Genomic DNA, 25119 nt, shown 5'->3' with positions numbered 1-25119 from the left:
ATGGGGGGACCCCTGGGAACCGTGAAGGCATGGGCTGCCAGTGGATATGGAGAATTTCTTATGGACAGTCAGCGAGTTTTTCGGATTTCCGGCATGGAAGACGGCCATCGCATTGAATCGCGCATCCTGGAAGAGCGCATTCAGAAGGCGGTGGCGGAAGGACGCCGGAATCTGGAGGTGGAGGCCTACGGGCAGCACGGCATCGGCGGGCGGCTATGGAAGGCCGGTGAGGAAAAGGTTTACGTCAGGATCAAAGGTTCTTCCGGGCAGCGGGTGGGGTCCCTGGGATTTCCCAACACGCTCATCGAACTGGAGGGACCCGGTTCGGACGACGTGGGATGGTTGAATGCCGGCGCCGATATCATCGTCCACGGCAATGCCGGCAACGGTGCGGCCAACGGCATGGCCCAGGGAAAGGTTTTTGTGGCGGGAAACATCGGCGCCCGGGGCATGACCATGACCAAACGGAACCCGCGCTTCGAACCGCCGGAGCTCTGGGTACTGGGTTCGGTGGGCGATTACTTTGCCGAGTTCATGGCGGGCGGGATCGCCGTGGTATGCGGATACAACCCGCAGGTGCCGGAAAACGTTCTCGGATATCGTCCCTGCGTGGGAATGGTGGGCGGTAGAATCTACTTTCGCGGTCCCATCAAGGGATACAGCCAGGCCGATGCCAAGATGATCCCCCTTTCCGATGAAGATTGGGAGTGGCTGGTCAAAAACCTCGAAACGTATCTCGAAGCCATCGGGCGCAGCAACCTCCTGGCCGAGCTTTCGCAGCGTACGGACTGGCAGCTCATAGCGGCCCGAAGCGCCCAGGAGAAATTTTCCAAACCCAGAAGCGCCATGTCCGAATTTCGCAGGAACGTTTGGGACCAGGAGCTGGGCAAGGGAGGATTGATCGGAGATTTGACCGATCTGGACCGGAGCCCCATCCCCATCATCACTCACGCGGAACTACGGCGCTACGTCCCCGTCTGGGAAAACCGCAAGTATGCGGCTCCCTGTGAAGCGAGCTGCCCTACGGGCATTCCCGTGCAGGAGCGCTGGCGTCTCGTGCGCGAGGGCCGTGTGGACGAGGCCGTGGACCTGGCCCTCAGTTATACCCCGTTTCCCGCCACGGTGTGCGGATACCTCTGCCCCAACATCTGTATGCAGTCCTGCACGCGCCAGACGGTGCTCATGCCTTCCGTGGACGTCACTCAATTGGGAAAAGCCAGTGTGAAGGCAAAGCTGCCCGAGCTTCCTCCCCTTTCAGGGAAGCGCATGGCCATCATCGGCGGGGGGCCTGCGGGCATTTCCGTAGCCTGGCAGCTCCGTCAGAAGGGGCATGAAGCGGTCATTTACGACATGAGCGAAAAGCTCGGCGGTAAGATTTCCGCTGTCATCCCGGGATCACGCATTCCCCGGGAGGTCCTGGATGCAGAACTGGAGCGCATCCGCCAGGTGCTTCCCCATGTCCATCTGCAGCAGCGGCTGACTCAGAAGGACCTGGAGGGGCTGAAGGCCGATTACGACTTCATCGTCATCGCCGTGGGGGCGCAGCAGCCCCGGGTCATTCCCCTGCCCGGCAAGGAACGTTTGATTCCGGCCCTGGACTTCCTGCGTCAGGCCAAGTCGGAGCAGGCGCAGGTGGGCAAAAAAGTCGTCATCATCGGTGCGGGGAACGTGGGATGCGATGTGGCCACGGAAGCTCACCGCCTGGGAGCCGAGGACATCACGCTCGTGGACATTCAGCCCCCCCTGTCTTTCGGCAAGGAGCGTATGGCGGCCGAGGCCATCGGGGCCAAGTTCCGCTATCCCTGCTTCAGCAAAGCCGTGACGGAAGAGGGACTGGAATTGAATACGGGGGAAGTGATTCCCGCCGATACGGTCATCATTTCCATCGGTGACGTGCCGGATTTGAGCTTCCTCCCGGAAGACGTCCGGGTGGAGCGTGGATTCATCAAGGTTAATGAAATCAACCAGACGACAGACCCCCAGGTTTTTGCCATCGGCGACGCCGTAAAGCAGGGACTGCTCACCGATGCCATCGGGGCGGGCCGCAAAACGGCTCAGTACATCGCTGAAATCCTGGAAGGCAAGCGCCCCAAGGGAGATGCGCGGCAGATGATCCCCTACGCGAGGGTCAAGCTGGAATATTTCGATCCCCGCCTCCTGAGCTTCGATGGAGTGAACAGTTGCGCATCCCAGTGCTCGTCGTGCGGAGCGTGCCGCGACTGCGGTATATGCGTGGCCATCTGTCCCCAGACGGCCATCTCGCGTAAAGAAGCTCCGAGCTCGCGGGATGGGTTCGAAATGGTGGTGGCGCCCGATCGGTGTATCGGGTGCGGCTTCTGCGGAGGGGCCTGCCCGTGCGGCATCTGGGACCTGGTGGAAAACGATCCCCTGGATTGATACATGTAATTCCCCCTTTTGCCCAAAGGGGGAATTACAAGGCCTCTTTCTTCAGGAATTCGAAAGGGGATGGGGGGATTTTCGCAGCAACCCTGCAGGGATGATAATGGGAGCGGACGGGCGGATCGCGATCGTTCGTCCTTTGCCTCAGAAAGTAAGGATTCTCGGGAGGGCGGGCACTGGAGATCGGAAGCCTGACTTCCTCGGGCAGCCTCAAGCCACGCGGATGAAAAACTCAGCAGGTCTTTGGCAATTGGGACATTTTTCCGGGCAGGCCGATTCTTCCACCCAGCCGCAGTAGGAGCACACGTAATAGACTGCTTCGCGATCCGTTAACATGTTGGCCAGAGCAGCCTTATACAGGTTGCCGTGACGTTCCTCGGCGTTGCGTGCTGAGGTAAAGGCCCAGACGGCGTGCCGATCTTCATCCGCCCACGCCTGGCGTAGGAATTCCGGATAAGCCACCTCGTTGACGAAGGTCTCCTTTTCAAAGCTGTACTTCAGATTCTCCTCCGTACTCTTTACCTTCTCCAGCAGAGCGAAGTGCTGGTCGGCGTGAGCCTGCTCAGCTGTTGCGATGGCACGAAAAAGTGCAGCTATTTGAGGGTAGCCTTCCTCCTGAGCCTTCTTCGCGAAGGCCCGAAGGCGGAAAAACGCCTTGGCCTCCCCAATGAAGGCCTCCGTCAAATTCTTGCGAGTCTCGTCAGTCATTTGCTATTCCAATTCTCCCTGGGCGACGGTCTCGTATGCGCTCAGGGGGCAATATTTTTGACTCAACAACTTTTGTCATTCCGGCAAAAGCCGGAAGCCAGGAAAAGAAAGACTTTCTGGACCCCGGTTTTCACCGGGGCGACCTTAAGTCAACAACATTACGCTCAGGGGGTAGCCTTCAACATTTTCATAGGCATGAAAGATTCCCACTGTCGCTCCGGTGCATCACTCAGGTTATTTAATTATAAGTATAGGTTATTATTATTTATTCAATTATACGTGAGCATCCCCCGATTATTTCATTGCATCCCCAAAAAGGCTCTGGCGATAAAAATAGCCATATCTACTCTTAAAACAAGATTATCCGGATTAAAAGCCCCTTCAGCCCCGGTGATTCCTATGTCCTTGAATTTCTGAACATATTTAAAGGCATAATGGGTGGGAGGAACATCGGAGAAATATGGTGTAGCAGTATAAGTGAAGTTTTCACTGAATAAGGCTCTCGTGATAAATATGGCAATATCTGCTCTGTTAACGAACTGACTTGGATTATATATGTCTTTTGATTGTGTAATTCCTACATCCTTGAATTTCTGAATATATTTAAAGGCGTAATGGTCTGGAGGTACATCGGAGAAATATGGTGTATCAGTGTAACTGAAATTATTAGTAAACATGGATCTCGAAATAAATATGGCTATATCTCCACGATTGACTAATTTATCCGGATTGAAATTATTAGGTGGAGCCTCCGTTATGCCGGCATTATAAATAGCGTTAATGTAGGTCAGTGGATCTTGCGTAGGAATGGATAACCCAGCTGGAATTATCGTGGATGCTTCGTTGGAGTAGTCGCTGGAATTCCCTGCATCGTCGAATGCCTTGACAGCAAAGTAATATGTTCTGTCGATCTCTGGGTCCTCGATGTGGATAGTACATTGGGTGTCGGAGAGCTTCTCATTTGGTGGGGGATAAGTGAAGGTGTAGCCATTGCTCGAAGGGGCATACCTGCTCGAAGTGCCGTAAAAGATCCTGTATTCCGTCACCCCCTCTTCCGGACTGTTTGCATCCCACATTAGAGTGACTTCGGCGGCAAAAACCTCTTGTGCGAAAGAGCATTCTCCCATAAAAAGGAACCATCCAGCTGTGAGCATTACAAAAAATGTTCTTTTAAACATGAGAGTGCACCTTTGCCATGAAGTGTGTTTTTTCAAGATAATGCCCCATTTTTCAAGGAAATTCAGGCTCAGAGCATGCCCATTTGCGGACATCGGGTTTTGGCGGATGCTTTCGAGGTCAGGGCCTAATCAGCACAGATACCAAATAAGATTCTTGCCAGCGTTTTTTGGAAAGCAAGCGAGATAAGGAGTGGTCTTTCCCCTGCATTCGCAACAGCTCTGGGAGCATGCTCAGTCATAGCTATTCCCTTTGCATAAAGCGGACCAACGCAATCGGAAGATATTTTCATCGGCGCGGGCGAGCATCACCATGTTCCTGACCGTTAGGCCAACAACTTTGCTTCCAGCCGGCACCCTGGAATGATAAAAATGTCCAAGTGGGCCATCAGGTTTTTCAGGCTGCCATTTCCTATGGAACAGGGTATCGGGCAACATTTTGTTGATTGGATACGCATCCGCATTATGGGGTAGCGAAGCAAAAAAATTCACATGGCTCGCCCCGAGAATTACAATGTCAAATATTTGTCAATCGGTTTCTTGGCGTGCTGAACTTGTTGAGCTGTCATTGTTGATTCAGTATGGGGAACTGTCGTCCGGAGATGATGGCCCAGGCCGAGCTCCGGTGGAAAGGATTGAGAATGAAGACGACTACCAATGTTCCAGAAAAACTGCCCGAGGTATGGCACAAGACGCGGATGAGAGTCCCTCTCTTTGAAGTGGATATCGGCCAAGCCGTATACCATGGTAATTACTATCATCTTTTTGAACTTGCCCGGGAGGACTTCCTTCGTGAGCTGGGCTATTCATACCGACGGTTCATGGATCAGGAATTACACCTGACGGTGGTGGAGGCTTCCTGCACTTACAGGAAATCCCTCCACTACGATGATGTCATCGAGATCCATACGGGAATTGAGTGGTGGCGCACGCGGAGCCTTGCGTTCTCTCAGGCCATTTACCGCTGTGAGCCGGAGGAAAACCTGGCGCTCTGCACCCGGGCGACTCTCAACATGGTCTGTGTGCGTTTTTCTGGGCAGCCGATCGTACTCCCAACTGAGTTCATGAATCTACTGAAAGCCTGGCTGGCCAATCGAGGTTGAGGGGGCGCCCTGTACCGCGCGCAGTATAAAAGGCGGCGAGGTTGTTGACGTTTTCCGGCAGGGGACGATCCATGGTGTTGAACATCTGGGGCGGCTCACGGTATTCTAACGGGATGGGGTGGGTCAGCCACTCTGCTGCCAAGTCCAATGACGCTTTGAGAGCTTTAATCGATTTACCTGTGCCTCGATCAGTGATTTCTCAACGACCCTTTCGATAGCTCCCGGCTTCTGACGAGATCCAGTACATGGAGCAGCCGAACGGACTGGAGCATACGAACTTCAGGGCGAAAAAATCTTTTCCCTGAGGTGGAGCAGGCGTTCGCCCGCCGCCGTCAGCGTTTCTTCGCGCTTGGCGAAATGAAAGCGGACGAGATGCCGGACCGGTTCATGGAAAAAGCTGGAACCGGGAACCGCCGCCACGCCGATTTCGCGAGCCAGCCATCGGCAGAATTCCTTGTCGTCCTCCGCGCCAAAGGGGGAGATGTCCACCAGGACGTAGTACGCACCCTGGGGAGTGGTATATTCCAATCCTGCCCGATCCATGTACCGCAGGAAGAGGTCCTTTCGGCGGGTGTAATCCTGCTGCAGTTGTTCATAATAGGCGAGGGGAAAATCCAGCGCAACGGCTGCGGCTTCCTGGAGGGGAGCGGGCGCACCCACCGTGAGAAAATCATGGACTTTCCGGGCTCCCGCGATGACTTCAGGGGCGGCGATGACGTAACCGAGCCGCCATCCCGTGATGGAATAGGTTTTGGACAGGGAGCTGCACGACAGGGTCCGTTCGAACATTCCCGGGAGGCTGGCCATGTAAGTGTGGACGTGGGGCGGGTAGACAATGTGCTCGTACACTTCGTCCGTAATGACGTAGGCGTCGAATTCCTGCGCCAGTTCGGCGATGAAGAGCAGTTCCTCGCGAGTGAACACCTTTCCCGTGGGGTTGGACGGATTACAGAGCACCAAAGCTTTGGCTCCGTCTTCGAAAGCGTGCCGCAATTCCCGGGGATCGAAGGCGAAGTCCGGGGGATGGAGGGGCACATGAATGGGCACGGCCCCGGACAGGATGGCGTCAGGGGCATAGTTCTCATAGAAGGGTGAAAATACAATGACGCGGTCGCCCGGGTTGCAGACGGTCATGAGAGCCACCAGCATGGCTTCCGTACTGCCGCAGGTGACAACGATATGGGCGTCGGGGTCGAGATCGAGCCCCATCCAGTGCTTCTGTTTGTGGGCCAGCGCCTGGCGGAAGCGGGGAGCCCCCCAGGTGACGGCGTACTGGTTGTAGCCTTCATCCAGGGCCCGTTTGGCGGCGGTGATCAGCTCGGCGGGAGGATCGAAATCCGGGAATCCCTGCGAGAGGTTGATGGCGTTGGCTTCCTGAGCGATGCGCGTCATTTCCCGAATGACGGATTCGGTGAAATGAGTGAGGCGATGCGCCAGCGGCCGCACGAGGCTTGGGCCCCCCGAGATTTTTTTCATGCCTGCGTTTCCTCCGAGAGCCGGGCTCCGGCAAGCCGCAGGCTTCTGCAGACCACGTTGACCAGGGCCCAGAGCGTATCCAGTGTCGTGATGTGGCGCAGCACCGTCTCATCGAAACGAACGTGCATGGCGGCCTCGAACTCCTCGTCGCTTTTCCAGAGCACAAAAAGGAGGGGTACTCGGGGATAGGCATGCAGCTGGAAAGCCACATCTCCCATGTCCACGGGGGTCCCGCCGAGCAGCCTCCCCGCCGCCTCGAAGAGCTCAGGGGCAGTCCCGAACTGCTCCAGAAGCGGAGCGAAGGGGAAGACGTGGGGGCCGCGAAAGAAAAAGGCTCCCGAGGGGAGGTCCTTTTCACTGATCCAGATGCCCGTAGGCTCCACGCTTTCGGCTTCCAAAAGATAATGCAGTGTGGCCAGGTAGAGCTCAAAATCCACTCGAAGGTACGGATCTTTTTCCCGGGCTTCTATGGTTTCCTTTTGGGGCGAGCAGACTATGGGGATGTTCAGAAAAGGGAGCTCATAGACCCGCTGGTCCTTATTCCAGTTCACCCCGGCGTGTCCGCACACAGTGTGCGGTTGGGCGGAACGCAGGCGCTCCCAAAGGCGTGGATCGATCTCCGACGGCGCCACATAAGGACTGCCTTCCTGAACGGTTTTCAGGAAGGGTTGGATCACCTGGCGTCCCGCTTCCGCCTGAGCCTCGGGGACCATCAGCAGCCCCCATCCCTTCTGGGAGACGAAGAGGCCATTGTATGGTGTTTCTTCAAAGTTGCGCAGCATGGTGGGAATGCCCTCCCGCATGAGGGCATCCATGAGGAGATCGGCCTCGAAGCGATTGGTGAGCGTGTGGATCGATACGAAGGGTGGAGATGCTTCTGTCGTTGTCATAGGCTACATCCATGGATTTGAAGTTTTTGAAGAAGAGTGTCGTATTTTTCCCTTTCCGTCCTGAGGGGTGGACAGGAAGCGGGAGTCTCCTCGCGGCGGTGCAGACCGGCCGCAAAAGCCATGCAGGTGGGCGAGCCGCAAAGGCCGCAATTGGTCCGGGGGAGGGCGAGGAAGATGTCGAGCACCGTGAGGCTCGGTTGGGCCTTGAAAACGGGCGTAATGTCGCCCTTGCGGGCTGCGACGTCGGTGATGCGTTGAAACAATCGTATGCAAAGGCTTTCGGCTTCCACCGCTCCCTCTACCCCGGTGATGGTGATCGTCGTTGGCCGGATTGCTACAATGTGGCCTTCTTCCATGAACTGGAGCACCCCTGTCCCGTGAATGTACGTGCACCCGGGAAAGGTCGCCGCCAGGTAGGGAAGAAGCGGCTCCAGCGATGCCTCTACCTCCATGACGATGTTGAAAAGGTCTGAAGAGGGCATGCATTCAATGTTCACCAGCTCGTATGCATAGCCCGGTTTGATCATTCTGTTACGGTTCATGACGAAATGTGTTCTCCTTGCGTAACCTCATGGTATGTGCCACTGCGCTGGAGTCTCCGGATAGTTGATCTGCGGAAATCAGCGCGCGCCAGCCAGCGTCCTTCAGCGTTCAGCCTTTGGCGCTGGCGATCAGCAGCGTCGAGAAAAACCTGGAAAGCGCTGACCTGAGTTTCAACTGTGGCGGCGCGTCAATTCTTCATAGGCCCATTGAATGTCCTGGAATTTTTCCTTGGCAAGGGTTTGAAACTCCGTCCCCAGGTGCGTCACCTTGTCGGGATGATACCGGTTTGCCTGTTGCCGATAGGCCCGTTTGATCTCTTCCAACGTAGCGGTCCGCGGTACCTCCAGGATGCGGTATGGATCCTTCGGCGGCGTCGAGGTGCTTTGCCGGGTGGAGGACTGTTCATTCCGGCTGGATGTGCTCCGGCGATATGACCCGTAGTCCGTCTTCGTCCTTGGTTGCTCCCAGGTTTGTTGAGGCTTTTTCCTGATGAAATTCCAGTAGATGATAAAGAGGAGGACTATGTCGTCCAACCGCCCGAAGAGGGGGAAAAAATCAGGAAACAGGTCGATGGGCGAAAGAAAGTAAAGAATTCCCAACAGTACGACTATCAATTGAACCATGGGGCTGCGTGCCTTTTCATGCCGATGGATTCCCTGCACGACATCTCCGGATCCTCTGCGGCATTGCACCGAGGAGGGGAATGCCATTCACAGGGAGTGTTCCCATGACTTCATTCTCCGTGCCTTCTGCGGTAAAGGTAACGCCATATTAGCGCACTCAATTTCAAAGACAAGCCCCAAGGAGGCACAGAGTGGACTTCGCCGGGCAGCCAGAAGCGGGAAGGCTAAAGACCCCATCGCGACAATTACGCGGCCATCGTTTTGTCGGAACGGCTTCCCGCCGTTCAAAAGCGCATGAAAACCAATGAAAATGTGTTAGGATGTATCGTTTTTTTGTCGCACAGCGCGCATCAATTTATATACAGCGCCGAGCTCAGAGGAAGGAACGAGGCGCCGCCAAAGGAGACAGCTCATGAACATTCTGGTTACGGGCGGAGCGGGCTATATCGGGTCTCATACGTCCAAGTTGCTCAAGAAAGCGGGACATACTCCCATCGTTTTCGACAATCTCACCAACGGCTGGGCCGAATGGGTGAAATTTGGACCCTTCGTGTTTGGTGACATTCGGAACGAAGAAGCGCTCTATCAGGCGCTGAAAGGGTTCCAGGTCGATGCCGTCATCCACTTTGCCGCCAACGCCTACGTGGAAGAATCCACGCGCCTGCCCGAAATGTACTTCGACAACAACGTGGGGGGGACTGTGGCGCTCCTCAAAGCCATGAAACGGGCTGGAACTCGGCGACTGGTTTTTTCCAGTTCCTGCGCCACTTACGGGAATGCCAAGACCCCGACCATTCGGGAGGACCACCCCCAGGAGCCCACCAATCCCTACGGCCTTTCCAAGCTCATGTGCGAGCAGGTGATCAAAACCGTGGCCCCGGTGGTGGGAATCCGCTTTGCCGCCCTCCGCTATTTCAATGTCATCGGAAACGATCCCGAGGGCGAAATTTACGAAAGACACGAGCCTGAAACCCACGTGCTGCCGAACCTCATGAAGGCCGCCCAAACGGGAGCCCCCTTTTTCCTCTTCGGGACCGACCACCCGACGGCCGACGGCACCGCCGTTCGGGACTACGTGTACGTCATGGACCTGGGTGCCGCGCACATCAAGGCCCTCGATGTCCTGGAGGGGCAGGAGCGCCTCATCTCCAACGTGGGCCGCGGTGCGGGCGTTTCCGTTCGGGAGCTGGTGAGCACGGTGGAAAAAGCGCTGGGAACAAAGGTGAACGTGACGGAAAAACCCATCCGTCCCGGCGATCCGCCGGAGCTGGTGGCGGACAATGGCCATCTCAAAACCTGGTTTCCCCATACTTTCAAGAGCGTGGGAGAGGTAGTGGCAGACCTTGCGGGGGCTTTGAAGCAGAGTGATAGCGCAGCCTAAATGATCATGGGCTCTGTACTCCGCATGGATGAGAGTTCGACTTTTCGATCAGTGTGTAGGGGAGGGTTTCAACCACGACAAAAATGCCGCCACCAAATAGAGGTGTGGCTGGAGGCCTCTCCGAAAAGATCCAAGGTCTCAACCGTTCACGGTAAGGGCGAGCTGCCTCCAATCACCGACGAGATGGGAGGGGAGAGCCTTGCGATCATTCAGCGGGAGTTCATGCGCCCCGATGATCTCCGCCACTCCTGGGTGCGCAACCATCTGGTGAGGCTGGACGCCCTGGGGGTGGTACCCATTATTCGGGAGGCTTTGAAACGATGAACATCGAAGCCTTGTTGCAAAGTCAGGAAGGCAAGACACTCGAATTCAAGCGGGACCTGTCGTCACCCAGGAATTTGCTCAAAACCCTGGTGGCCTTCGCGAATACGGCGGGAGGCAAGGTGATCGTCGGGGTGGACGACACAAACCGGCATCCGGTGGGATTCGAGCACCCCCTGGACGAGGAAGAGCGGCTCTGCAGCCTGATTGCCGACTCGATCAGCCCTCGCCTGGTACCGGATGTCGAGATGATCACCGTGGACGGCATGACCCTGCTGGTGGTCGAGGTTTTCCTGAGCGGGTCCCGGCCGCACTGGCTGAAGGCTGAAGGCCCCGAAGACGGAGTCTATGTGCGATTGGGCTCCACCAACCGTAAGGCCGACCGACAATTGACCGCCGAGTTGCGCCGGTCCGTGGAAGGCGTGGCGTTTGATGAACTGCCCATGCCCGGACTATCGGTCGATGATCTGGACCTGACGGCCATGAAGGCCTTGTTCTTCGATCGCCGCGAGCTGGGTGAAAACGACCTGCTCACCTTGCGACTGCTAACCCATGAACAAGGTCGCCTTGTGCCGACGAAAGGGGCGGTGCTGCTCCTCGGCAGGGAGCGGATTCGACACTTTCCTGACGCCTGGGTCCAATGCGGACGCTTCATCGGCCGCGATAAGGCGGAAATCTTCGATCACACCGAACTGTACGACCATCTACCGCAGGCGGTGGACACCATCATGCTCTTCCTCAAGAAGCACGCCATGCGCGGCGCCGATTTTTCTGAGGTCCGGCGGAAGGATATTTGGAGCATCCCTCTTGGGATTCTGCGCGAGGCGGTCATCAACGCCTTGGTCCACGCCGACTACTCCCAACGTGGCGCGCCCATCCGCATCGCTTTTTTCGATGATCGAATCGAGATCGAAAATCCAGGTATCCTGCTGCCGGGTATGACCATCGAAGACATGTACCAGGGAGTTTCCAAAATCCGCAACCATGTCATCGCCCGTATGTTTCGCGAGTTGAAGCTGATCGAGCAATGGGGCAGTGGGGTACGCCGCATGTTCAAGGAAGCCGAAGAACAGGGGCTGCCTGCACCTGAAATCGTAGAGGTCGGAATGCGGATGCGGTTTATTGTTTATCTGGCTCAAACGCATAGCGTTCACGCAGTTACCCCCCAAGTTACCCCCCAAGTTACCCCCCAAGTTGAGAAACTGTTGCGTGCGGTGATCGGCGAAAAGACTCGGGAGGAATTGCAAACCTCCTTGGGGTTGCAGGACCGAAAATCGTTCAGGGAGCTCTACCTGGCACCGGCCTTGGCGGGGGGGCTCGTTGAAATGACCTTTCCAGACAAGCCTAGAAGCCCCTTGCAGAGATACCGGCTGACAGCACAAGGAAGGTCGCTCTTCTCTCGAGAGGGCCAAAAGGAGGCAGATCAGTGAGAAACCAGACAATTGACATCACCAACCACGTAGCCTTCCTCGCATTCACGTGATCAATGGGGGGGAAGAACCCTTTCATCCAGTGCGAAAATGGCGGCGGCAGGAACTTCTGAGTGAAGCGACAAGTCTACCGGTTCAATAGGTCCATATAACGCCGGATGGTCGGCAGATTGCCGATGAAATGGTGGGACAGCAGCTCCTGGTAAAGGGGAGCCCGGGGATAGGACAGTCGAAAAAGGGTGACGGTTTTCCGATCGCTGTCGTAAAGGACGGAATTGGCCATGGGAACGTCGTCGCGGTAGGGTCCGCCGATACTTCCGGCTTTGATCCAGTAGCGGGACTGCGGATTGAGGTGAATCGTCAAGGCATCATCGTTTACCGGGCGGTACACCCTGACATCTTCAAACCGGGGCAGGCGAGGCGTTTCGGGAAGTTCGTAAACGGCGGGGATGTGATCGTGGCCGCTGAAGATGAGGCGCCGGGAAAAATTCCTCCAGGCAGGGAGGCACTGGGCAAGGGTTGCCTCGTCCAAGTAGTCGAAATGTTCGATGGTCGGACTTTCGCCTGCCTCCGGCAGGCTGAAGGGGCTGTGGTGGGTGACGATGAAGTCTTCTCCCTCCAGAAAGAGGGGCAGATACGACAGGTAGTCGATTGCGCCCTCTACCGTGGAGAGGAGTCCTGAATTGTAGGCTGTCGCCTGCATGCGGTCCAGCTGAGTGGGATAATCCGTGAAGCGGCCGGCCACCAGCAGGTCATGATTTCCCGCCACTGTGGGAAATCCGAGGGAGCGCATCCGTTTCAAAGTGCGGTCTCCGAAAGGGAGCCAGCCCACCAGGTCTCCCAGGCAGTAGACGGCATCCACTTTGAGATGGCTCAGGTGCCTGAGACATGCTTCGAGAGCGTAATGATTTCCGTGAATGTCTCCCATGAAATAAACGCGCATACCAAGCCTCCGAAAGCCTTTCAGAATCAGGACGATGGGTATTTGCCATCGCAACCCGAGAGAGAAATTTCAGGCAGTCGACAAAAGTCCTTTTATGCAATTGAACCACGAAGAACACGAAGGCAGGCGGTAAAACCCTGGTGAAAACATTTCATTGCTTCTTCGTGGACTTCGTGCCCTTCGTGGTGGATAGGTGGAAGACCTTTTGTTTCGGTACTGGTGCGCTCTTCACTACCCTGCCAGTTCGACCACCTTGTTCACCAGCTTCTCGATCCCCTGGGCCACCTCCTTGATGCCCGGGCCGAGCATGTAGGCGGGTGTCGTCACGATCTTGTGGTTCTTGTCCACATGAATCATGTCCACGGTGCAGGTGTGGTGACGTCCGCCCATGGCCTCGATTCCCTGAGCGGTCCCTGGATCGTTCCCTATGGTCACTTCGGGCTTTTTGTCCGCGAGGGCCTTGGTGACGGTAGCCGGTGCAATGCAAATACCGCCGACAGGTTTGCCCGCCGCGGTCATCTCTTGGAGCAGTCGCTTCACTTCCGGGTGGACTGCGGCGTCAGGGCCTTTGAAGGCGAAATCGCTCAGATTTTTGGCTGCACCGAACCCGCCGGGGAGGATCAGACCGTCTATGTCGGAGGCCTTTACATCTTTCAGATCCTGAATCACACCGCGGGCGATACGTGCGGATTCCACCAGAACATTGCGCTTTTCTCCAGTCTCCTGCTGGGTGAGATGGTTGATGACGTGGTACTGATCCGTATTGGGGGCCATGCAAACGGCTTGGGCTCCAGCGCGGTCCAGAGCCAGCAGGGTCAGAACAGCCTCGTGAATTTCCGACCCATCAAAAACGCCACAACCCGACAGAAGCACTCCTATCCTTTTGGACATCGCTCTCTCCTTCCTTCTGTTTATGAGATTTGCACTCCGTTACACGATCATCCATAAAAACATAGTGGATTACAACAATCAACGGTACAATCCACGCCTGCGACCATGAGACGTCGAATGTAAAGTTCTTTTACAACTAAAGCTCAATATGCATAACCTATTTAAATAACTATTTTTTAATGACAATCAACAGAAGTATCGCCCGCTTGATGTTGGAAAACTTTACATTTAGTCGGCGAGAAAGCATCTGGTTTCACAGGATCATTCGAGAATTTTCTGCACCTTTTTGAAGTAAATATCAGCGATATTAAATAGTTAAATATTAGTGCACCTGTGGGTTGGTGCATGGCGGGTGTATTGCTATATATTTCAATCGTATATCCAAAGGATTCCATCCTTTGAATTGAATGCATAAATACCCCCGTATATGAGGAGAAAAGCCATGAACCGTAAAATCATATTGTTGGTAGCCTTGTCGTCTCTTTCCTTCCTCGTATCGTGTGCCACTGTAAAGGATCGTGTCTCGGAATCAGCCTTTCAGGCGGAGAATTTGCCTGTGAGGGAATTGAAAATTCTCGTTGCGTCGGATGGAAGCTACACCAGGGAAGAAATCGACGTCATCCTGCGGGAATCCTCACGTGCATTCGAGGAACAGGTGGGAATACGATTTGTTCCGGTCCGGTACATGTCCCTCCATTGGGAAAAGCGGGATGTGCTGTCCATGCTCGAAAAAATCTACTATTCCACCGACACTCAGGGGTTTGATATGGCCATCGGCTTCTCCCGATGGACCCCCGGAGAATTCCTGGTGAGAAACCTGGTCGGGTCCTGGGAAGGCTGTATCGATGACACCTACCGGCGCTATATCATCGTGAAGAACCTCAACAAACACACGCTCCTCCATGAGGTGGCGCATGCCTTCATTTTCGAAAACACTCACAGTGCCAACGGACTGATGATGCCCATGACTTTTCAGGTCCTTCCCTTTGTCCCCATAAGCGTGCAGAGTCTTTACCTGGCGGAAGAGGACAGGAGGGAAGTCCTGGCGAACAAGTGGCGGGAGTTTTCCGAGATCCCTGTCATCGCCTCCAGAGAGCATACTCTACACGCCGATACACAGGCCAGGAGTGCGATGTAGGGATACAGGACGGGATTTGGGCGGCTCTGGAACGCTATTTGACCTCACGACATAACAGGAAGTTGACCGCCTTCATGGTCATAACCACCTGACCCCGCTGATTGAGAGTTTCACAGAAGGTGTGGAGGATGCCGCGGTCGGGTTTCGAACGCGACCGTTTGGCATCGGTGACTGTCAGGCGAATGGAGAGCGAGTCGCCGGGCCGGACGGGTTCCAGCCACCGCAGTTCATCCACCCCGGGTGATCCCAGGCTGGCGACATGTGAGAGGTAATGGTCCGCGAAAAGGCGCATCATGAGTCCCGCCGTATGCCACCCGCTTGCGATGAGACCCCCGTAAATGGATTCCGCCGCCGCTGCCGGGTCCGTGTGGAAGGGCTGCGGGTCGAAGCGTCGGGAAAAGGAGATGACTTCCTCTTCCTGGACGTCAATGGAGCCGAATTCATAAACCGCCCCTGAAATATAATCCTCGAAATAGCGGTCCTCGATGGGTTTAGCGAATGTTGCTGGTTTCATAAAGCTCCTTCCTGAGATTCCTCGTATTTTGTCCAACTGCCTTTAGCGCTTTTCATCTCCGGTGCGCCAAGTCCGATGGCACTTGGCGCACATTCATTGTTGTCGCCTCAACGCAGGTTCTGTTTGAGTTTGACTTCCTCGTAGTGCGACCATTTCAAAACGAGCCAGTACCCGATGCTCATGGCCAGGACCAGCGCCGCCGTCGACCAGATGTAATCCGAGCTGATTTTGTTGAAGTCCAGAATGATGACCTTACGGGCAATGGCCATGAGGGCAGTGGCCATGACGATCTTGACGTGAATGACATCATCCTGGAGATAGACCGTGATGTTGATAAAAATTTCTATGGCGATCAAGACGGCCATGAATGCGCCGAAGGTGTCCAGGATATCGCTGATGGTGAGCATCATGAAAGGGGGATCCATGAGATGGGAGTAGAGAACCCAGGCGACATCGAGGACTCCCCACAGGATCACCAGCGTCATCAGGATTGCCAGCAGTCGAACGGCGAAGCGGATGACGCCCTTCAGCCAGAGAATCAAAGGTTCCTGGGCGGAATAGATTTCGTTCATGGCATTTTTCTCCTTCGTCGATGGAATCTCACCATGACTTTGAACCTTACCAAGAATTGCCTCGTCATGCAATTCAAGAGGAATTTCTTCACGTGCTCTCCATGCCAGGAAGCCCCCAGGAGACGCGCGAAGGAATCGTTGACAGAAGGTTTTCCCTCTAGCCCCGTTCATAATGCGGTTGCCAGAAGTCTCGATTTCCCGCATAAACAAGAAAAGTGCCGATGAGTGAAGGGCACGGAATATCCGCAGAAGGCCATTCTGAAATGGCCCGCCCCGTCGTCGTGGTGGTGCAGGAGGAAGAGTGGGGCACCCATTACCGAATCCGGGCCTATCCCATCGACAGCCGGGACCAGTTCCAGTTCATCAGCGACCTGACACTGCGGGGCAAGGCGGCCCTGACAGCCATGGGGGTCACCATGGGCTGGCGGCCCACTCTCGTGGGGCGATTGCCCAGGGAGTAAGGAGTGCCCTCCTCTTGCAACGGGGCATGAGAGGAATTTTTCGTTCAATTCGTGATCGAACATCAAGATGAGCCAACTGCCATGTTCTTCAAGACTCAATCCTGTCGACTCCTGGCAGACCCTGAGGGGCCTGCCGCCGAACGCTATGCTCACTATGACGCTTTCCTGGACCACAATCACCGAGCGCTTCGCATCCTGTCCGAGCTGGAGCTGCTGGACCGTGGTGCCGGGCTGGCGACACTGGCGTCCATTCAGCGCCGAACACAAAATCTCCTGAAAGAAGTGCACGGCCTTGTGTCTTCTCTGTGCGGACTGGCCGGCAATCGCTACGGGGAGCTGCTCCAGGTCTTCGACAACGTGGCGCGGGAGCTCGAGCCTCTCATGGAGCGGCGGCGGCCTGCTGTCGAAGGGCCGCTGACGCTGCCGTTTTCAGAGCTCAGGCCTGACCACATTTTCCTGGCCGGCTCCAAGTCGGTCAACCTGGCGAGAGTCCGCAACGAACTGGGGCTGCCCGCTCCCGACGGATTCGTGGTGACGACCGCTGCTTTCGACCTCTTCCTGCGGGAGAACCGGCTGCTGGATGCCATCGACGCCATGTTGGCCGAGCTCGACCCGGACAGGACGGAAAGCTGGGAGGCCTGCCGCCGGATTCAGGAGAAGATTCAGGAAGCCCCTCTGCCTGAAAGACTGTTGCAGGCCCTCGACCGGGAATACGATGACCTGGTTTCCCGCCAGGGCGGCGTACCCGGGATCGCCATGCGCAGCAGCGCCGTCGGGGAGGACACGGAAGCATCTTTTGCCGGTCAGTATTCCAGTGTGCTCGGGGTGGGCCGGGAACAGATGGCCTCGGCTTACCGGACCGTGCTGGCCAGCAAATACACGCCGCGGGCCATCATCTACAGGCTGCGCTACGGACTTCCCGATGCAGCAACCCCCATGGCCGTTGCAGCCGTGGTCATGGTCCGGGCGAAGGCCAGCGGGGTGCTCTATACAGTGGATCCGTCCCGTCCCGCCTCCGGGCAGTCGCGTATCGACGCCGCCTTTGGGCTGGGTGAACAGGTGGTCGGCGGCTCCGCCTCCCCCGACGTTTTCCACGTCGATCGGCAGGCGCTTCAGATTGTCCATCGTTCCATCGAATCTAGGGATGGTGATGTCGGGGAGAGGGATCTTCGGCCGGTCATTTCCGATGAGACCGCCCTTTCCCTGGTGAAGTACGGCCTCAGAATGGAGGCTCATTTTGGATCGGTCCAGGATGTCGAATGGGCCGAGGACGAGCGGGGGCAGCTTTTCATCCTGCAGACCCGCCCTCTGGGCATGGCTGCCGTGGAGGAGAAACCACCCACCATCGATGTCTCCGGATTGAAGCTGCTCCTTTCTGCCGGGCAGACGGCTTCACCGGGACAGGTGTCGGGAAGGGCGGTTCATGCCGGGTCGGATCTCAAACCGGAGGCTGCGGAAGACGCCATTCTGGTCTCGCGGACAGCGGGGCCGGACCTGGCAGCCTTCATGGGTCGGGTGCGCGGGCTGGTGACAGACCTGGGCGGGGCGGCCAGCCACCTGGCGTCGGTGGCCCGGGAATACAATGTGCCGGCCCTCATGGGAGCGCGGGAGGCCACAGCACTCATTGCCGACGGCGAGGAGATCACCCTGCTGGCGGACGAAGGCAAAGTCTACCGCGGGCTTGTGCCGGAGCTGGCGAGGAAGCTGCCGGGTGGAGGCAACGACGAGGAGCACGGTCCCATCGGCAGGCACCTTCGTGAAGTGCTCCGGCAAATCTCCCCGCTGAACCTGACCGATCCCAAAGCGCCCGAGTTTGCACCGGGCGGGTGCCGCACTCTCCATGACCTGATCCGCTTTGCCCATGAAAAGGCCATGGAGGAAATGTTCAGCCTGTCGGACCTTGCCGATGCATCCGTCGTTTCCCGCAAGATGAGCGCCAACATCCCCCTTTCGCTCTATTTCATCGACCTGGGCGGTGGGCTGGCATCGGGGCTGACCACCTGCGATGAGATCCGGCCGGAGCACATCCGGTCCAGGCCCATGGCCGCCCTGTGGCGCGGCCTGACCCACCCCGGCATCACCTGGTCCGGGGCGGTGGCCATGAATGCGCGCAACTTCATGGCCCTCATGGCGGGGAGCATCGACCCCGAAAATGCGACGCCGCCCGAAGTCGATTCCTACGCCCTCATTGCCGGCGACTACATGAACCTCAGCGTGAAGTTCGGCTACCACTATTCGAACCTGGATGCACTCTGCTCGGATGACCCTGACGCCAATTCCATTGCACTCCAGTTTTCCGGTGGAGCCGGAACGGGCATGGGAAAGGCCCTGCGCGTCGAATTTCTGTCCAATGTGCTGAGGCGGCTGGGCTATGCAGTGGAAGTGCGGGGCGACATGCTGCAGGCGGGTCTCAAGGGGCTCGACTGCCCAGCCATGGAGGAGTTGCTGGACCAGACGGGGCGCCTCCTCGGCTGCAGCCGGCTCCTGGATCTCGCCATTCCCACCCAGGCCGAGGTCCAATCCCTCACGGAGCTTTTCTTCAACGGAGAGTACGATTTCCTGGGCCGCTCGGAAGCACGCCTTCCCGGTTTTTACGCCTCGGTGGGCGAATGGTCGCGCGCCGCATTCGAAGGGCAGGAGGTGATTGTCCAGGACGGATCCAGCATGACGGGGACGGTATCCTGTTCCCTGCATTCTGTCCTGAGCACCGTGCTGGGCGGTCGATACCGAAAGTTCATGGAAAACAGGCAGGCGGTGCATTATTACCCGGTGGCGGTGGTTCGGGACAGTCGCTTGGGAGACGGCGGCATCCGGGTGGATGTCCGCATCCGGGCCGGCTGTGTGGACCTTGCTGCCGGTCTGGCCTTCGGGCTGGCCAACGTGGGCAACGGCTTCGTGCTGGCGGCAGACGCCGTGGCGGGAGAGCTGCAGCTGCTGGAATTCGTCAACAACACCCGATGCTTTCAAAAACGCGTTCCAGTGGAGATCCCGGTGGACGGATGGCTGACGCTGGAAGTAGCCGTCTCCGGATGCGACGTCACAGGATTACTCGATGGTCGGCCTTGCCTGCAGTTCACGGCGCCGCGCCCGGTTGAGGGCTATGTGGGTCTTTGGAGCAAGGGAGACACGACGGTCTATTTCCGGGGGCTGGAACTGAAGAAGGCCGAGGAGACGGGGAGCTGAATCGCGGTGGATTTTTCCCAATCGATTGAGCTCCGCTTCATGGCTGCAAGCGCTCATTCTAAATTTAATGGAACGCCGTGATGAAAACTGCCGGGAGGGAGACAAAAAGTTCCTGAAATTGCGAGCCGTTGACCGTCAGCATGGCGAGGCACACAAAGATGGCCATTCCGAGAGCTACGGTGAGAATGAGCAGGTGCTTGTGGATCTCTCCTTGGGAGACCACGTCCACCTGATGGGCCAGGACCCGGACATTCGGGTCCGCCATGGTCACCACAAAACCCAGGAGGAAGGCGGTAGAGAGAATGAAAGGCAGGCTGCCCTTCTGGGGGAGATGCGCGCCGATCATCCTGCCCATGGGAAAAAGCCCGAGCTTGACCCCTTGCAGGAAAAGGAACAGCCCAACCATGACCAGGACCGCGCCGATCAAAAACCGGGCGAAGAGGACGGTGGGCATGTGAATGAGGGACACCTGCAGCAGGACCACCACGAGGGTGATGGGAGCTACACTCAGCAGGACCTCCACGAGGCTCTCTTTGATCTCTTGTTGCATCTCGACTCCTCAGAGAATGGGTGAGCATTCCGGCAGGGGTTTCGCATCAGGTCTACAAACATACGGAATAGACGCCCCCCGGCTGCGGTCGAGACGCGACGATATCGGCAATGCGGGAGGCAACGGCGGTCGGCGCTGCCAGCTGTCCCTCGCGGTGCAGGCGGAGGAAGCGGTCCACTTGGGGGAAATCAGCCGGGCTCGCTGCGCGGACCGCCGTCTGCATGGCGGTGTCCATGACGCCGGGATTGATGCTGATGGCGCGGACAGGGTGCGGGCGGAGGTCCTGTTCCAGGGCGATGGAGCGGACGAAGTTTTCCAGCGCCGCCTTGCAGGCGCAGTACAGGGACCAGCCGGCATAGCCCTTTGCCGCAGCGCCGCTGGAGATGTTGACAAAGGTTTTGGGGCAGGCGGCCTCCTGGAACGAGGACACGAAGGCGCGGGCGAACAGGATGGCCGACACGATGTTGACGTTCAGGGTCCGGGTCACCGTGTCTGCCGATGCATGTTCGACGGGGCCTACGGGGCCAAGGACCGCCGCATTCCCGATTGCAACGATCTCGGACAGGTCTGCCCTGGCGATGGATTCCAGGGAGCGGGCAAAGGTGTCGGCCGAAGCCGTCGGGTCCGAGAGATCGACAGGAATGCTGAATGGATGGGGTGCGGTACGCGAGAGCTCCAGAACGGTCCAACCTTGGGTGAGGTAAACGTCGCACAGAGCGCTTCCGAGACCGCGCGAGCCGCCGGTGATGATTGCCAGCCGCAATTTAAACCTCCTTACTGGATAAAGCCTCCAAAGCCCCACTCCCTCTCGCTTCGGCGCCTGTACCCCCGCCCTTGCCGTCCGCATTGAATCCTTCGTGGAAGGTGACGGTGCCCTGGGGAGTTTGCCCGTCGAAAGAGAGCGAAAGGAAGACCTCCGGTGGGACTCCCTCGTATACGAGTCCCGGCATGTTTTTGAACCCCAACTTCCTGTAGTATTCAGGATGGCCGACCAGGCAGCACCCTCGAGCGTTCAGGTCTTTCAGACGTGAAAGGCCTTCCTGTATGAGGGCTTTGCCAATGCCACGGCGCTGGTAATCCGGCAGCACCGAAACAGGCCCCAGGCCGTACCAGTCGTGGGTGCCGTCCGAAAGGGTCACGGGAGAGAAGGCGACATGTCCCACCACGCGACCGTCCAATTCTGCGACGAGTGATACCGTAAGGGCTTTGGCGGCTCGCAATACCGAAATGATGAACTGTTCCGTGTGACGACTGATTTCCAGAGTCTTGAACGCGGCAACAGTGACTTGCGTTATGGCGTCCACATCCGCTTCTGTTTCGTTCCTGATGGTGATTTGAGAATTCATGCTCTTGTGGTCCTTTTGGAAGCTGTCAGAGAGGCTGTCTAAAAATTCATCTTCCCGGGAGTCAAACCTGCTTGGATTCTCCCCTGAGGGGGGGCAGGGGGATGTGATTTGGGTTTGCCAAATCTTGACGCCTCTCCTGGCTTCCCTCAATTTGTATGCCTTGAGCTTTCGATTGAAATCATAAAGCTCGCTGAGCTTTTTCAGAACCCTATCGATCTTTGTCATCTTCAAGCTTCTCTATATCAGCCTGATCCTGCTTGGAGTCCCTCGTCTTTTTGAGCCGGATCAGGTCACGTCTATTCGCAATCATGATTTTTCCTTGCTCTGATTCCGCTTCCACTGCATTGTGGATTATACTTCTTATCTCTTCATCCTTGGCAACGAGAATATCGATCAACATTTCATCTTCTTCGTCTGAAACCTTTAAAAATCGGTGCAGTTCGATGGCCACTTCAGGGAATGCCCAAGGCGAAGCTGATTCGAAATATCCATCCCTTTCCAGAATGCCTCTCGCCTTCTCGAAATCATCAGAGTCAACGAGGAGATCAATATCTCTGGTAAATCGTGGCTCGGTGTAAAAGGCCATCGCGACCCCTCCAACGAGCGCATAATTCACCGCCTGTTTTTGCAATTCCAATACAAGTCTTTTGAATTCTTGGAAGACATCCATTCATTGTTTCCTATGGGCCGATGAGCAGGGATGAAAGCCTGCGCGCATTCACGCCGACGTGCAAGTGGCGTCATGAACGACGGGCGCAAGCGGCCCGCGGCACGTGCCAGTGAGATGAAGACGATGCTGATGAATGCGACACGTGTTGCTGTTTCGCCTTTCTGCCTTGGTTGGCGCTTTATACTGCCGGCTTTTCTTTCCTAAGGCTCTGGCTTACGCTGAACGAGCCGATCGCGATATTTCTCCTGTACCTGCTGACCAGGCTCAAAAAGCTTCCGGGGATCGTCTTCACACTCTCATTCGATCTTGTGACGAACTTTTCGGATTTCTTCGATGATTGGATCTGCATGCTGAATAAGACAGTAGTGGCCATTGTGAACGATAAAGCTAACCTGTGAGCAACCGCCATAAGGACTTTCGAGTCCCAATAGCGTTCGTACGGTTGCTCGACAGGTTAAGCGCCTTGTTCGGCCCTCGCATCACGTGATGGGCTCAGGACTTCCTGATACGAGAATTCTTGAAGTTGTGCGTTGCTGCGCGCATGCTCAATCGTCATGCTCACCAAGTTGCCATCCCTGTCAAGGTCGACGTAAATGTTCTCTCCGATCTCTCTTGTCTCGGCTACCGGATTTTCGGCAAATTCGACGAGCGCAGTGTCAGTGTCCGAGAAATACTTGACTCTCATACTCGATCCTCTAGAGCTCAAGCCATAAGCAAAGCATAAGACTCTCTGCTCTGTGTACGACAGGGTCGCCCAACGGGAGCGGCGGATAACCCGCCTGGCGCGGGAGCGACATGTTAGCGACTTGTGTTTTTATGACTTGGCTCAGGCTGCCTGAGAAAGTCGTATATTTATAGCATGCCAAAATTTGGAAAGAGCCTCGTCCTTGCCGTCAAAATAGTCCTCAAAGAATCCAGCTTCATTCAGTACTGGTGGATATGAATAACGTTCGCCTTCATCTCCGTACTCTGTAATCCAGGTTTTCGGCTCTCGCGGATCAATGACCTCAAAAAGATGCGAAGGGTAAAGGTAAGGTTTGCCGGAATCATTTAATATCCGGTAATCATCCGCTTCAATCCCAATGACAAAATACGGTTGATCCGGCGTAAGATCCGGCTAGTCAGGATTTTTTTCTTTCAATTTTACGATCATTATTCTCCCACCTTTTTTATCTTTATCTCGAACCTTCCGATTCCGTGGTGCTCATACCAGTGATACTCATACACCTCTCCGCTGATCTCAACCGGCGGACTACTCTTTTTGGTCCGCATCGAGGCCTTCCCGCCGTAATCTTGAAGAAGCCTGTTCAAGTCTCGTATTCCTCGACCTTTTGCGATTATGCGGGAATGAGCAATGAACTCTTTCGTAAGCTCAGGAAGTTGCATAATCTCCTTCTTTTTCGGTCGTACGCTAACGCCGTCCATAATAACCAGCAGCCGAAAGCGTAGCGACCAAGGAGCGTACCTTTTGGCTGTCCGCATTGATGGACTTATTAGCACCGCCTCGAACCAGAAGAACGCCCAGCAGTACCTCTGCGCAACAGAAACGCAATATTTCATTGGCGTGCCCTAACCCTCCACGGTGATCCCTTGCGGTTTGTCAAAGAACTGTGAGCGGTGATTGAACGCCCGGCTAAGGCTCGGCATGCTCTGGGAACCGCCCGGTGCGGACCCGCACGCCGGGTGGTGTGGGGACTGGGATGCCGCACGTAGTGATGGCTTCCTTTGACCCGGATGACTTCAAATCCGGCTTTAGCCAGTGCGGCAATCAGAGCGTTACCCGTCAAGGCTGGCAGCTTTGTCATACTGGGATACTCACTTGCTGCACTCCGATGAAGTCAAGTGGCTCCACATCCTTACCTTCAACTTCCAGGCACAACTCAATGGCCTCTCTTATGCGTACCACAAGCTCATCGAGGGATTTTGCCTGAGTGTGACAGCCCCGCAAAGAAGGGACCGATGCTACGTAATAGCCTTCCCGGTCACGTTCTATGATCACACTGAATTGCTTGGTCATATCTGATTACCTCAGGAATATTTTAATGCTGTATTCCAGTTTGTACCATGATGAGTTGTCGGATCAAAAGCGCTAACGCTACAAATCAGCGGCGGGCCGAGCTGGTACGGACTTCCATTTATCACCGCCGATTTTGAAAGAGCACGTGGTTGCGCGTCCGCTGCATGAATGCATTATGAGATTAAATAAATGGCAAGCCCCCATGATTGCAGGAAAAACCTTTATTGAGAGCCAGCACGACTTGCCTGCAAAAGACCAGGGACCAAAACTTGCCGGCTTGCCCCGCTTCCTTCCTGAGAACCAAGGGCAGAGGTCTCGACGGGTACGACTACCTTCCAAATAGACCAAGGCTCACTTACCCCCGGCCGTGCGATGAACCTGCCTTTGCCCACTCCTCCCAAGGCACAGGGAGCGGACAACGCCTTTGGTGGTGCTGCGGAAGCCGAAGTGCCGATGGGCTACCGCCAGGGACGGCAGGATAGGGAAGAACACTTGCTTGCGCCGCCCGATGGATGAACTGGCTATGCGCTATAAAATAGCCGAACGACACGTTTTTGCTCAAGCCAATCCCGGTGAGCTCTACCGAAAATTGACAGAGCAAATGGTTGGAGGCATCGTAGAATCTCGTGTCTATTCCTACCGTTACCTACTGTCGGTGTAACTTCTCAATAAGTGTAGGTGGGATCAACAATTGGACGAAAGAATGAGCATGGTGCCGGCTATCAGAACCAGCAGGGACTCCGTGGTTTTTCCGGAATGGATATATGCCAATCATTCTGAAGTG

26 protein-coding genes and 1 pseudogene are annotated in these 25119 nt (G+C 56.1%); 8 read left to right on the top strand and 19 right to left on the bottom strand.

All coding sequences use genetic code 11. The annotated features are described in order from the left end of the window. The first annotated feature begins 60 nt into the window (after nt 1–60). Entirely contained in the window at nt 61–2397 is a 2337-nt protein-coding gene (locus MWC30_RS19340; protein ID WP_244085848.1) for an FAD-dependent oxidoreductase, read from the top strand. Nucleotides 2398–2610: 213 nt separating this feature from the next. On the opposite strand, the gene MWC30_RS19335 is transcribed toward MWC30_RS19340, so the two are convergent. The 3 genes from MWC30_RS19335 to MWC30_RS19325 all read right to left on the bottom strand — a co-directional run bounded on the left by MWC30_RS19335 (nt 2611) and on the right by MWC30_RS19325 (nt 4775). After that, complete coding sequence (locus tag MWC30_RS19335) at nt 2611–3108, bottom strand: rubrerythrin family protein (protein ID WP_244085847.1); 498 nt, start codon at nt 3106–3108, stop codon at nt 2611–2613. A gap of 299 nt (nt 3109–3407) precedes the next feature. Further along, nucleotides 3408–4286 carry an S-layer homology domain-containing protein gene (locus MWC30_RS19330; RefSeq protein ID WP_244085846.1) on the bottom strand — a complete coding sequence of 293 codons (879 nt, stop codon included), beginning with the start codon at nt 4284–4286 and terminating at the stop codon, nt 3408–3410. A gap of 231 nt (nt 4287–4517) precedes the next feature. Further along, nucleotides 4518–4775: a hypothetical protein gene (locus tag MWC30_RS19325; protein ID WP_244085845.1), complete on the bottom strand. Its 258-nt coding sequence runs from the start codon at nt 4773–4775 to the stop codon at nt 4518–4520. Nucleotides 4776–4924: 149 nt separating this feature from the next. Between MWC30_RS19325 and MWC30_RS19320 the strand changes: the two genes are divergently transcribed. After that, nucleotides 4925–5386, top strand: a complete 462-nt coding sequence (locus MWC30_RS19320; RefSeq protein ID WP_244085844.1) for a thioesterase family protein — start codon at nt 4925–4927, stop codon at nt 5384–5386. Nucleotides 5387–5665: 279 nt separating this feature from the next. Here the strand turns inward: MWC30_RS19320 and MWC30_RS19315 are convergent, their stop codons facing one another. From MWC30_RS19315 to MWC30_RS19300, 4 genes are all read right to left on the bottom strand, one after another. Beyond that, complete coding sequence (locus MWC30_RS19315; RefSeq protein ID WP_368860899.1) at nt 5666–6832, bottom strand: pyridoxal phosphate-dependent aminotransferase; 1167 nt, start codon at nt 6830–6832, stop codon at nt 5666–5668. 26 nt (nt 6833–6858) lie between these two features. Continuing rightward, the gene (locus MWC30_RS19310) at nt 6859–7752 is read right to left on the bottom strand and encodes a DUF3786 domain-containing protein (RefSeq protein WP_244085842.1); all 894 of its coding nucleotides are present in this window, start codon (nt 7750–7752) and stop codon (nt 6859–6861) included. Beyond that, the gene (locus tag MWC30_RS19305) at nt 7749–8294 is read right to left on the bottom strand and encodes a (Fe-S)-binding protein (protein WP_244085841.1); all 546 of its coding nucleotides are present in this window, start codon (nt 8292–8294) and stop codon (nt 7749–7751) included. Before MWC30_RS19305 ends, MWC30_RS19310 begins: the two co-directional genes overlap by 4 nt. A gap of 171 nt (nt 8295–8465) precedes the next feature. Then, a complete protein-coding gene (locus tag MWC30_RS19300; protein WP_244085840.1) occupies nt 8466–8918 on the bottom strand; it encodes a DnaJ domain-containing protein in 453 nt (150 codons plus the stop codon). Between the two features lie 412 nt (nt 8919–9330). On the opposite strand from MWC30_RS19300, the gene galE reads away from it, so the two are divergent. Both galE and MWC30_RS19290 read left to right on the top strand, forming a co-directional pair. Next, complete coding sequence (gene galE / locus MWC30_RS19295) at nt 9331–10299, top strand: UDP-glucose 4-epimerase GalE (RefSeq protein WP_244085839.1); 969 nt, start codon at nt 9331–9333, stop codon at nt 10297–10299. 320 nt (nt 10300–10619) lie between these two features. Continuing rightward, on the top strand, nt 10620–12050 hold the full coding sequence (locus MWC30_RS19290; protein ID WP_244085838.1) for a helix-turn-helix domain-containing protein: 1431 nt from the start codon (nt 10620–10622) through the stop codon (nt 12048–12050). Nucleotides 12051–12177: 127 nt separating this feature from the next. Here MWC30_RS19290 and MWC30_RS19285 read toward each other — a convergent pair whose 3' ends face one another. Both MWC30_RS19285 and elbB read right to left on the bottom strand, forming a co-directional pair. After that, the gene (locus MWC30_RS19285; protein ID WP_244085837.1) at nt 12178–12993 is read right to left on the bottom strand and encodes a metallophosphoesterase; all 816 of its coding nucleotides are present in this window, start codon (nt 12991–12993) and stop codon (nt 12178–12180) included. Nucleotides 12994–13224: 231 nt separating this feature from the next. Continuing rightward, complete coding sequence (gene elbB / locus MWC30_RS19280) at nt 13225–13884, bottom strand: isoprenoid biosynthesis glyoxalase ElbB (protein ID WP_244085836.1); 660 nt, start codon at nt 13882–13884, stop codon at nt 13225–13227. Between the two features lie 442 nt (nt 13885–14326). On the opposite strand from elbB, the gene MWC30_RS19275 reads away from it, so the two are divergent. Next, nucleotides 14327–15022, top strand: coding sequence for a hypothetical protein (locus MWC30_RS19275; RefSeq protein WP_244085835.1), 696 nt, complete (start codon nt 14327–14329; stop codon nt 15020–15022). A gap of 34 nt (nt 15023–15056) precedes the next feature. Here the strand turns inward: MWC30_RS19275 and MWC30_RS19270 are convergent, their stop codons facing one another. Both MWC30_RS19270 and MWC30_RS19265 read right to left on the bottom strand, forming a co-directional pair. After that, nucleotides 15057–15536, bottom strand: coding sequence for a MaoC family dehydratase (locus tag MWC30_RS19270; RefSeq protein ID WP_244085834.1), 480 nt, complete (start codon nt 15534–15536; stop codon nt 15057–15059). 107 nt (nt 15537–15643) lie between these two features. Then, nucleotides 15644–16108 (bottom strand): phosphate-starvation-inducible PsiE family protein, encoded by a 465-nt coding sequence (locus tag MWC30_RS19265; RefSeq protein WP_244085833.1) that lies wholly within the window; start codon nt 16106–16108, stop codon nt 15644–15646. Nucleotides 16109–16377: 269 nt separating this feature from the next. Between MWC30_RS19265 and MWC30_RS19260 the strand changes: the two are divergent. Then, nucleotides 16378–16569, top strand: a pseudogene (locus MWC30_RS19260) (mechanosensitive ion channel family protein); the annotation flags it as partial. 81 nt (nt 16570–16650) lie between these two features. Continuing rightward, nucleotides 16651–19752 carry a PEP/pyruvate-binding domain-containing protein gene (locus tag MWC30_RS19255; RefSeq protein WP_244085831.1) on the top strand — a complete coding sequence of 1034 codons (3102 nt, stop codon included), beginning with the start codon at nt 16651–16653 and terminating at the stop codon, nt 19750–19752. Nucleotides 19753–19816: 64 nt separating this feature from the next. Here the strand turns inward: MWC30_RS19255 and MWC30_RS19250 are convergent, their stop codons facing one another. The 8 genes from MWC30_RS19250 to MWC30_RS23120 form a co-directional block, all read right to left on the bottom strand. After that, on the bottom strand, nt 19817–20302 hold the full coding sequence (locus tag MWC30_RS19250) for a DUF1538 family protein (protein ID WP_244085830.1): 486 nt from the start codon (nt 20300–20302) through the stop codon (nt 19817–19819). Between the two features lie 52 nt (nt 20303–20354). Beyond that, complete coding sequence (locus MWC30_RS19245; RefSeq protein ID WP_244085829.1) at nt 20355–21065, bottom strand: SDR family NAD(P)-dependent oxidoreductase; 711 nt, start codon at nt 21063–21065, stop codon at nt 20355–20357. A 1-nt stretch (nt 21066) separates the two neighbouring features. Beyond that, entirely contained in the window at nt 21067–21648 is a 582-nt protein-coding gene (locus MWC30_RS19240) for a GNAT family N-acetyltransferase (RefSeq protein ID WP_368860898.1), read from the bottom strand. Nucleotides 21649–21856: 208 nt separating this feature from the next. After that, the gene (locus MWC30_RS19235) at nt 21857–22318 is read right to left on the bottom strand and encodes a nucleotidyl transferase AbiEii/AbiGii toxin family protein (RefSeq protein ID WP_244085827.1); all 462 of its coding nucleotides are present in this window, start codon (nt 22316–22318) and stop codon (nt 21857–21859) included. Between the two features lie 454 nt (nt 22319–22772). Then, the gene (locus MWC30_RS19230; RefSeq protein WP_244085826.1) at nt 22773–23003 is read right to left on the bottom strand and encodes a DUF2283 domain-containing protein; all 231 of its coding nucleotides are present in this window, start codon (nt 23001–23003) and stop codon (nt 22773–22775) included. A gap of 467 nt (nt 23004–23470) precedes the next feature. After that, nucleotides 23471–23629: a hypothetical protein gene (locus MWC30_RS19225; protein WP_244085825.1), complete on the bottom strand. Its 159-nt coding sequence runs from the start codon at nt 23627–23629 to the stop codon at nt 23471–23473. A gap of 245 nt (nt 23630–23874) precedes the next feature. Next, nucleotides 23875–24123, bottom strand: a complete 249-nt coding sequence (locus MWC30_RS23125; protein ID WP_368860896.1) for a type II toxin-antitoxin system HicA family toxin — start codon at nt 24121–24123, stop codon at nt 23875–23877. After that, nucleotides 24120–24335 carry a type II toxin-antitoxin system HicB family antitoxin gene (locus tag MWC30_RS23120; protein WP_368860895.1) on the bottom strand — a complete coding sequence of 72 codons (216 nt, stop codon included), beginning with the start codon at nt 24333–24335 and terminating at the stop codon, nt 24120–24122. The genes MWC30_RS23125 and MWC30_RS23120 overlap by 4 nt, the downstream gene beginning before the upstream one ends. A gap of 523 nt (nt 24336–24858) precedes the next feature. Between MWC30_RS23120 and MWC30_RS19220 the strand changes: the two genes are divergently transcribed. Beyond that, nucleotides 24859–24996, top strand: coding sequence for a hypothetical protein (locus tag MWC30_RS19220; protein ID WP_244085824.1), 138 nt, complete (start codon nt 24859–24861; stop codon nt 24994–24996). Nucleotides 24997–25119: the final 123 nt, after the last annotated feature.

Source organism: Desulforhabdus sp. TSK, assembly GCF_022836495.1.
In the GTDB taxonomy this organism is placed as follows: domain Bacteria; phylum Desulfobacterota; class Syntrophobacteria; order Syntrophobacterales; family Syntrophobacteraceae; genus Desulforhabdus.
The sequence above is the reverse complement of the archived record's forward strand: the minus strand, read 5'-3'. Positions and strand labels throughout refer to the sequence as shown.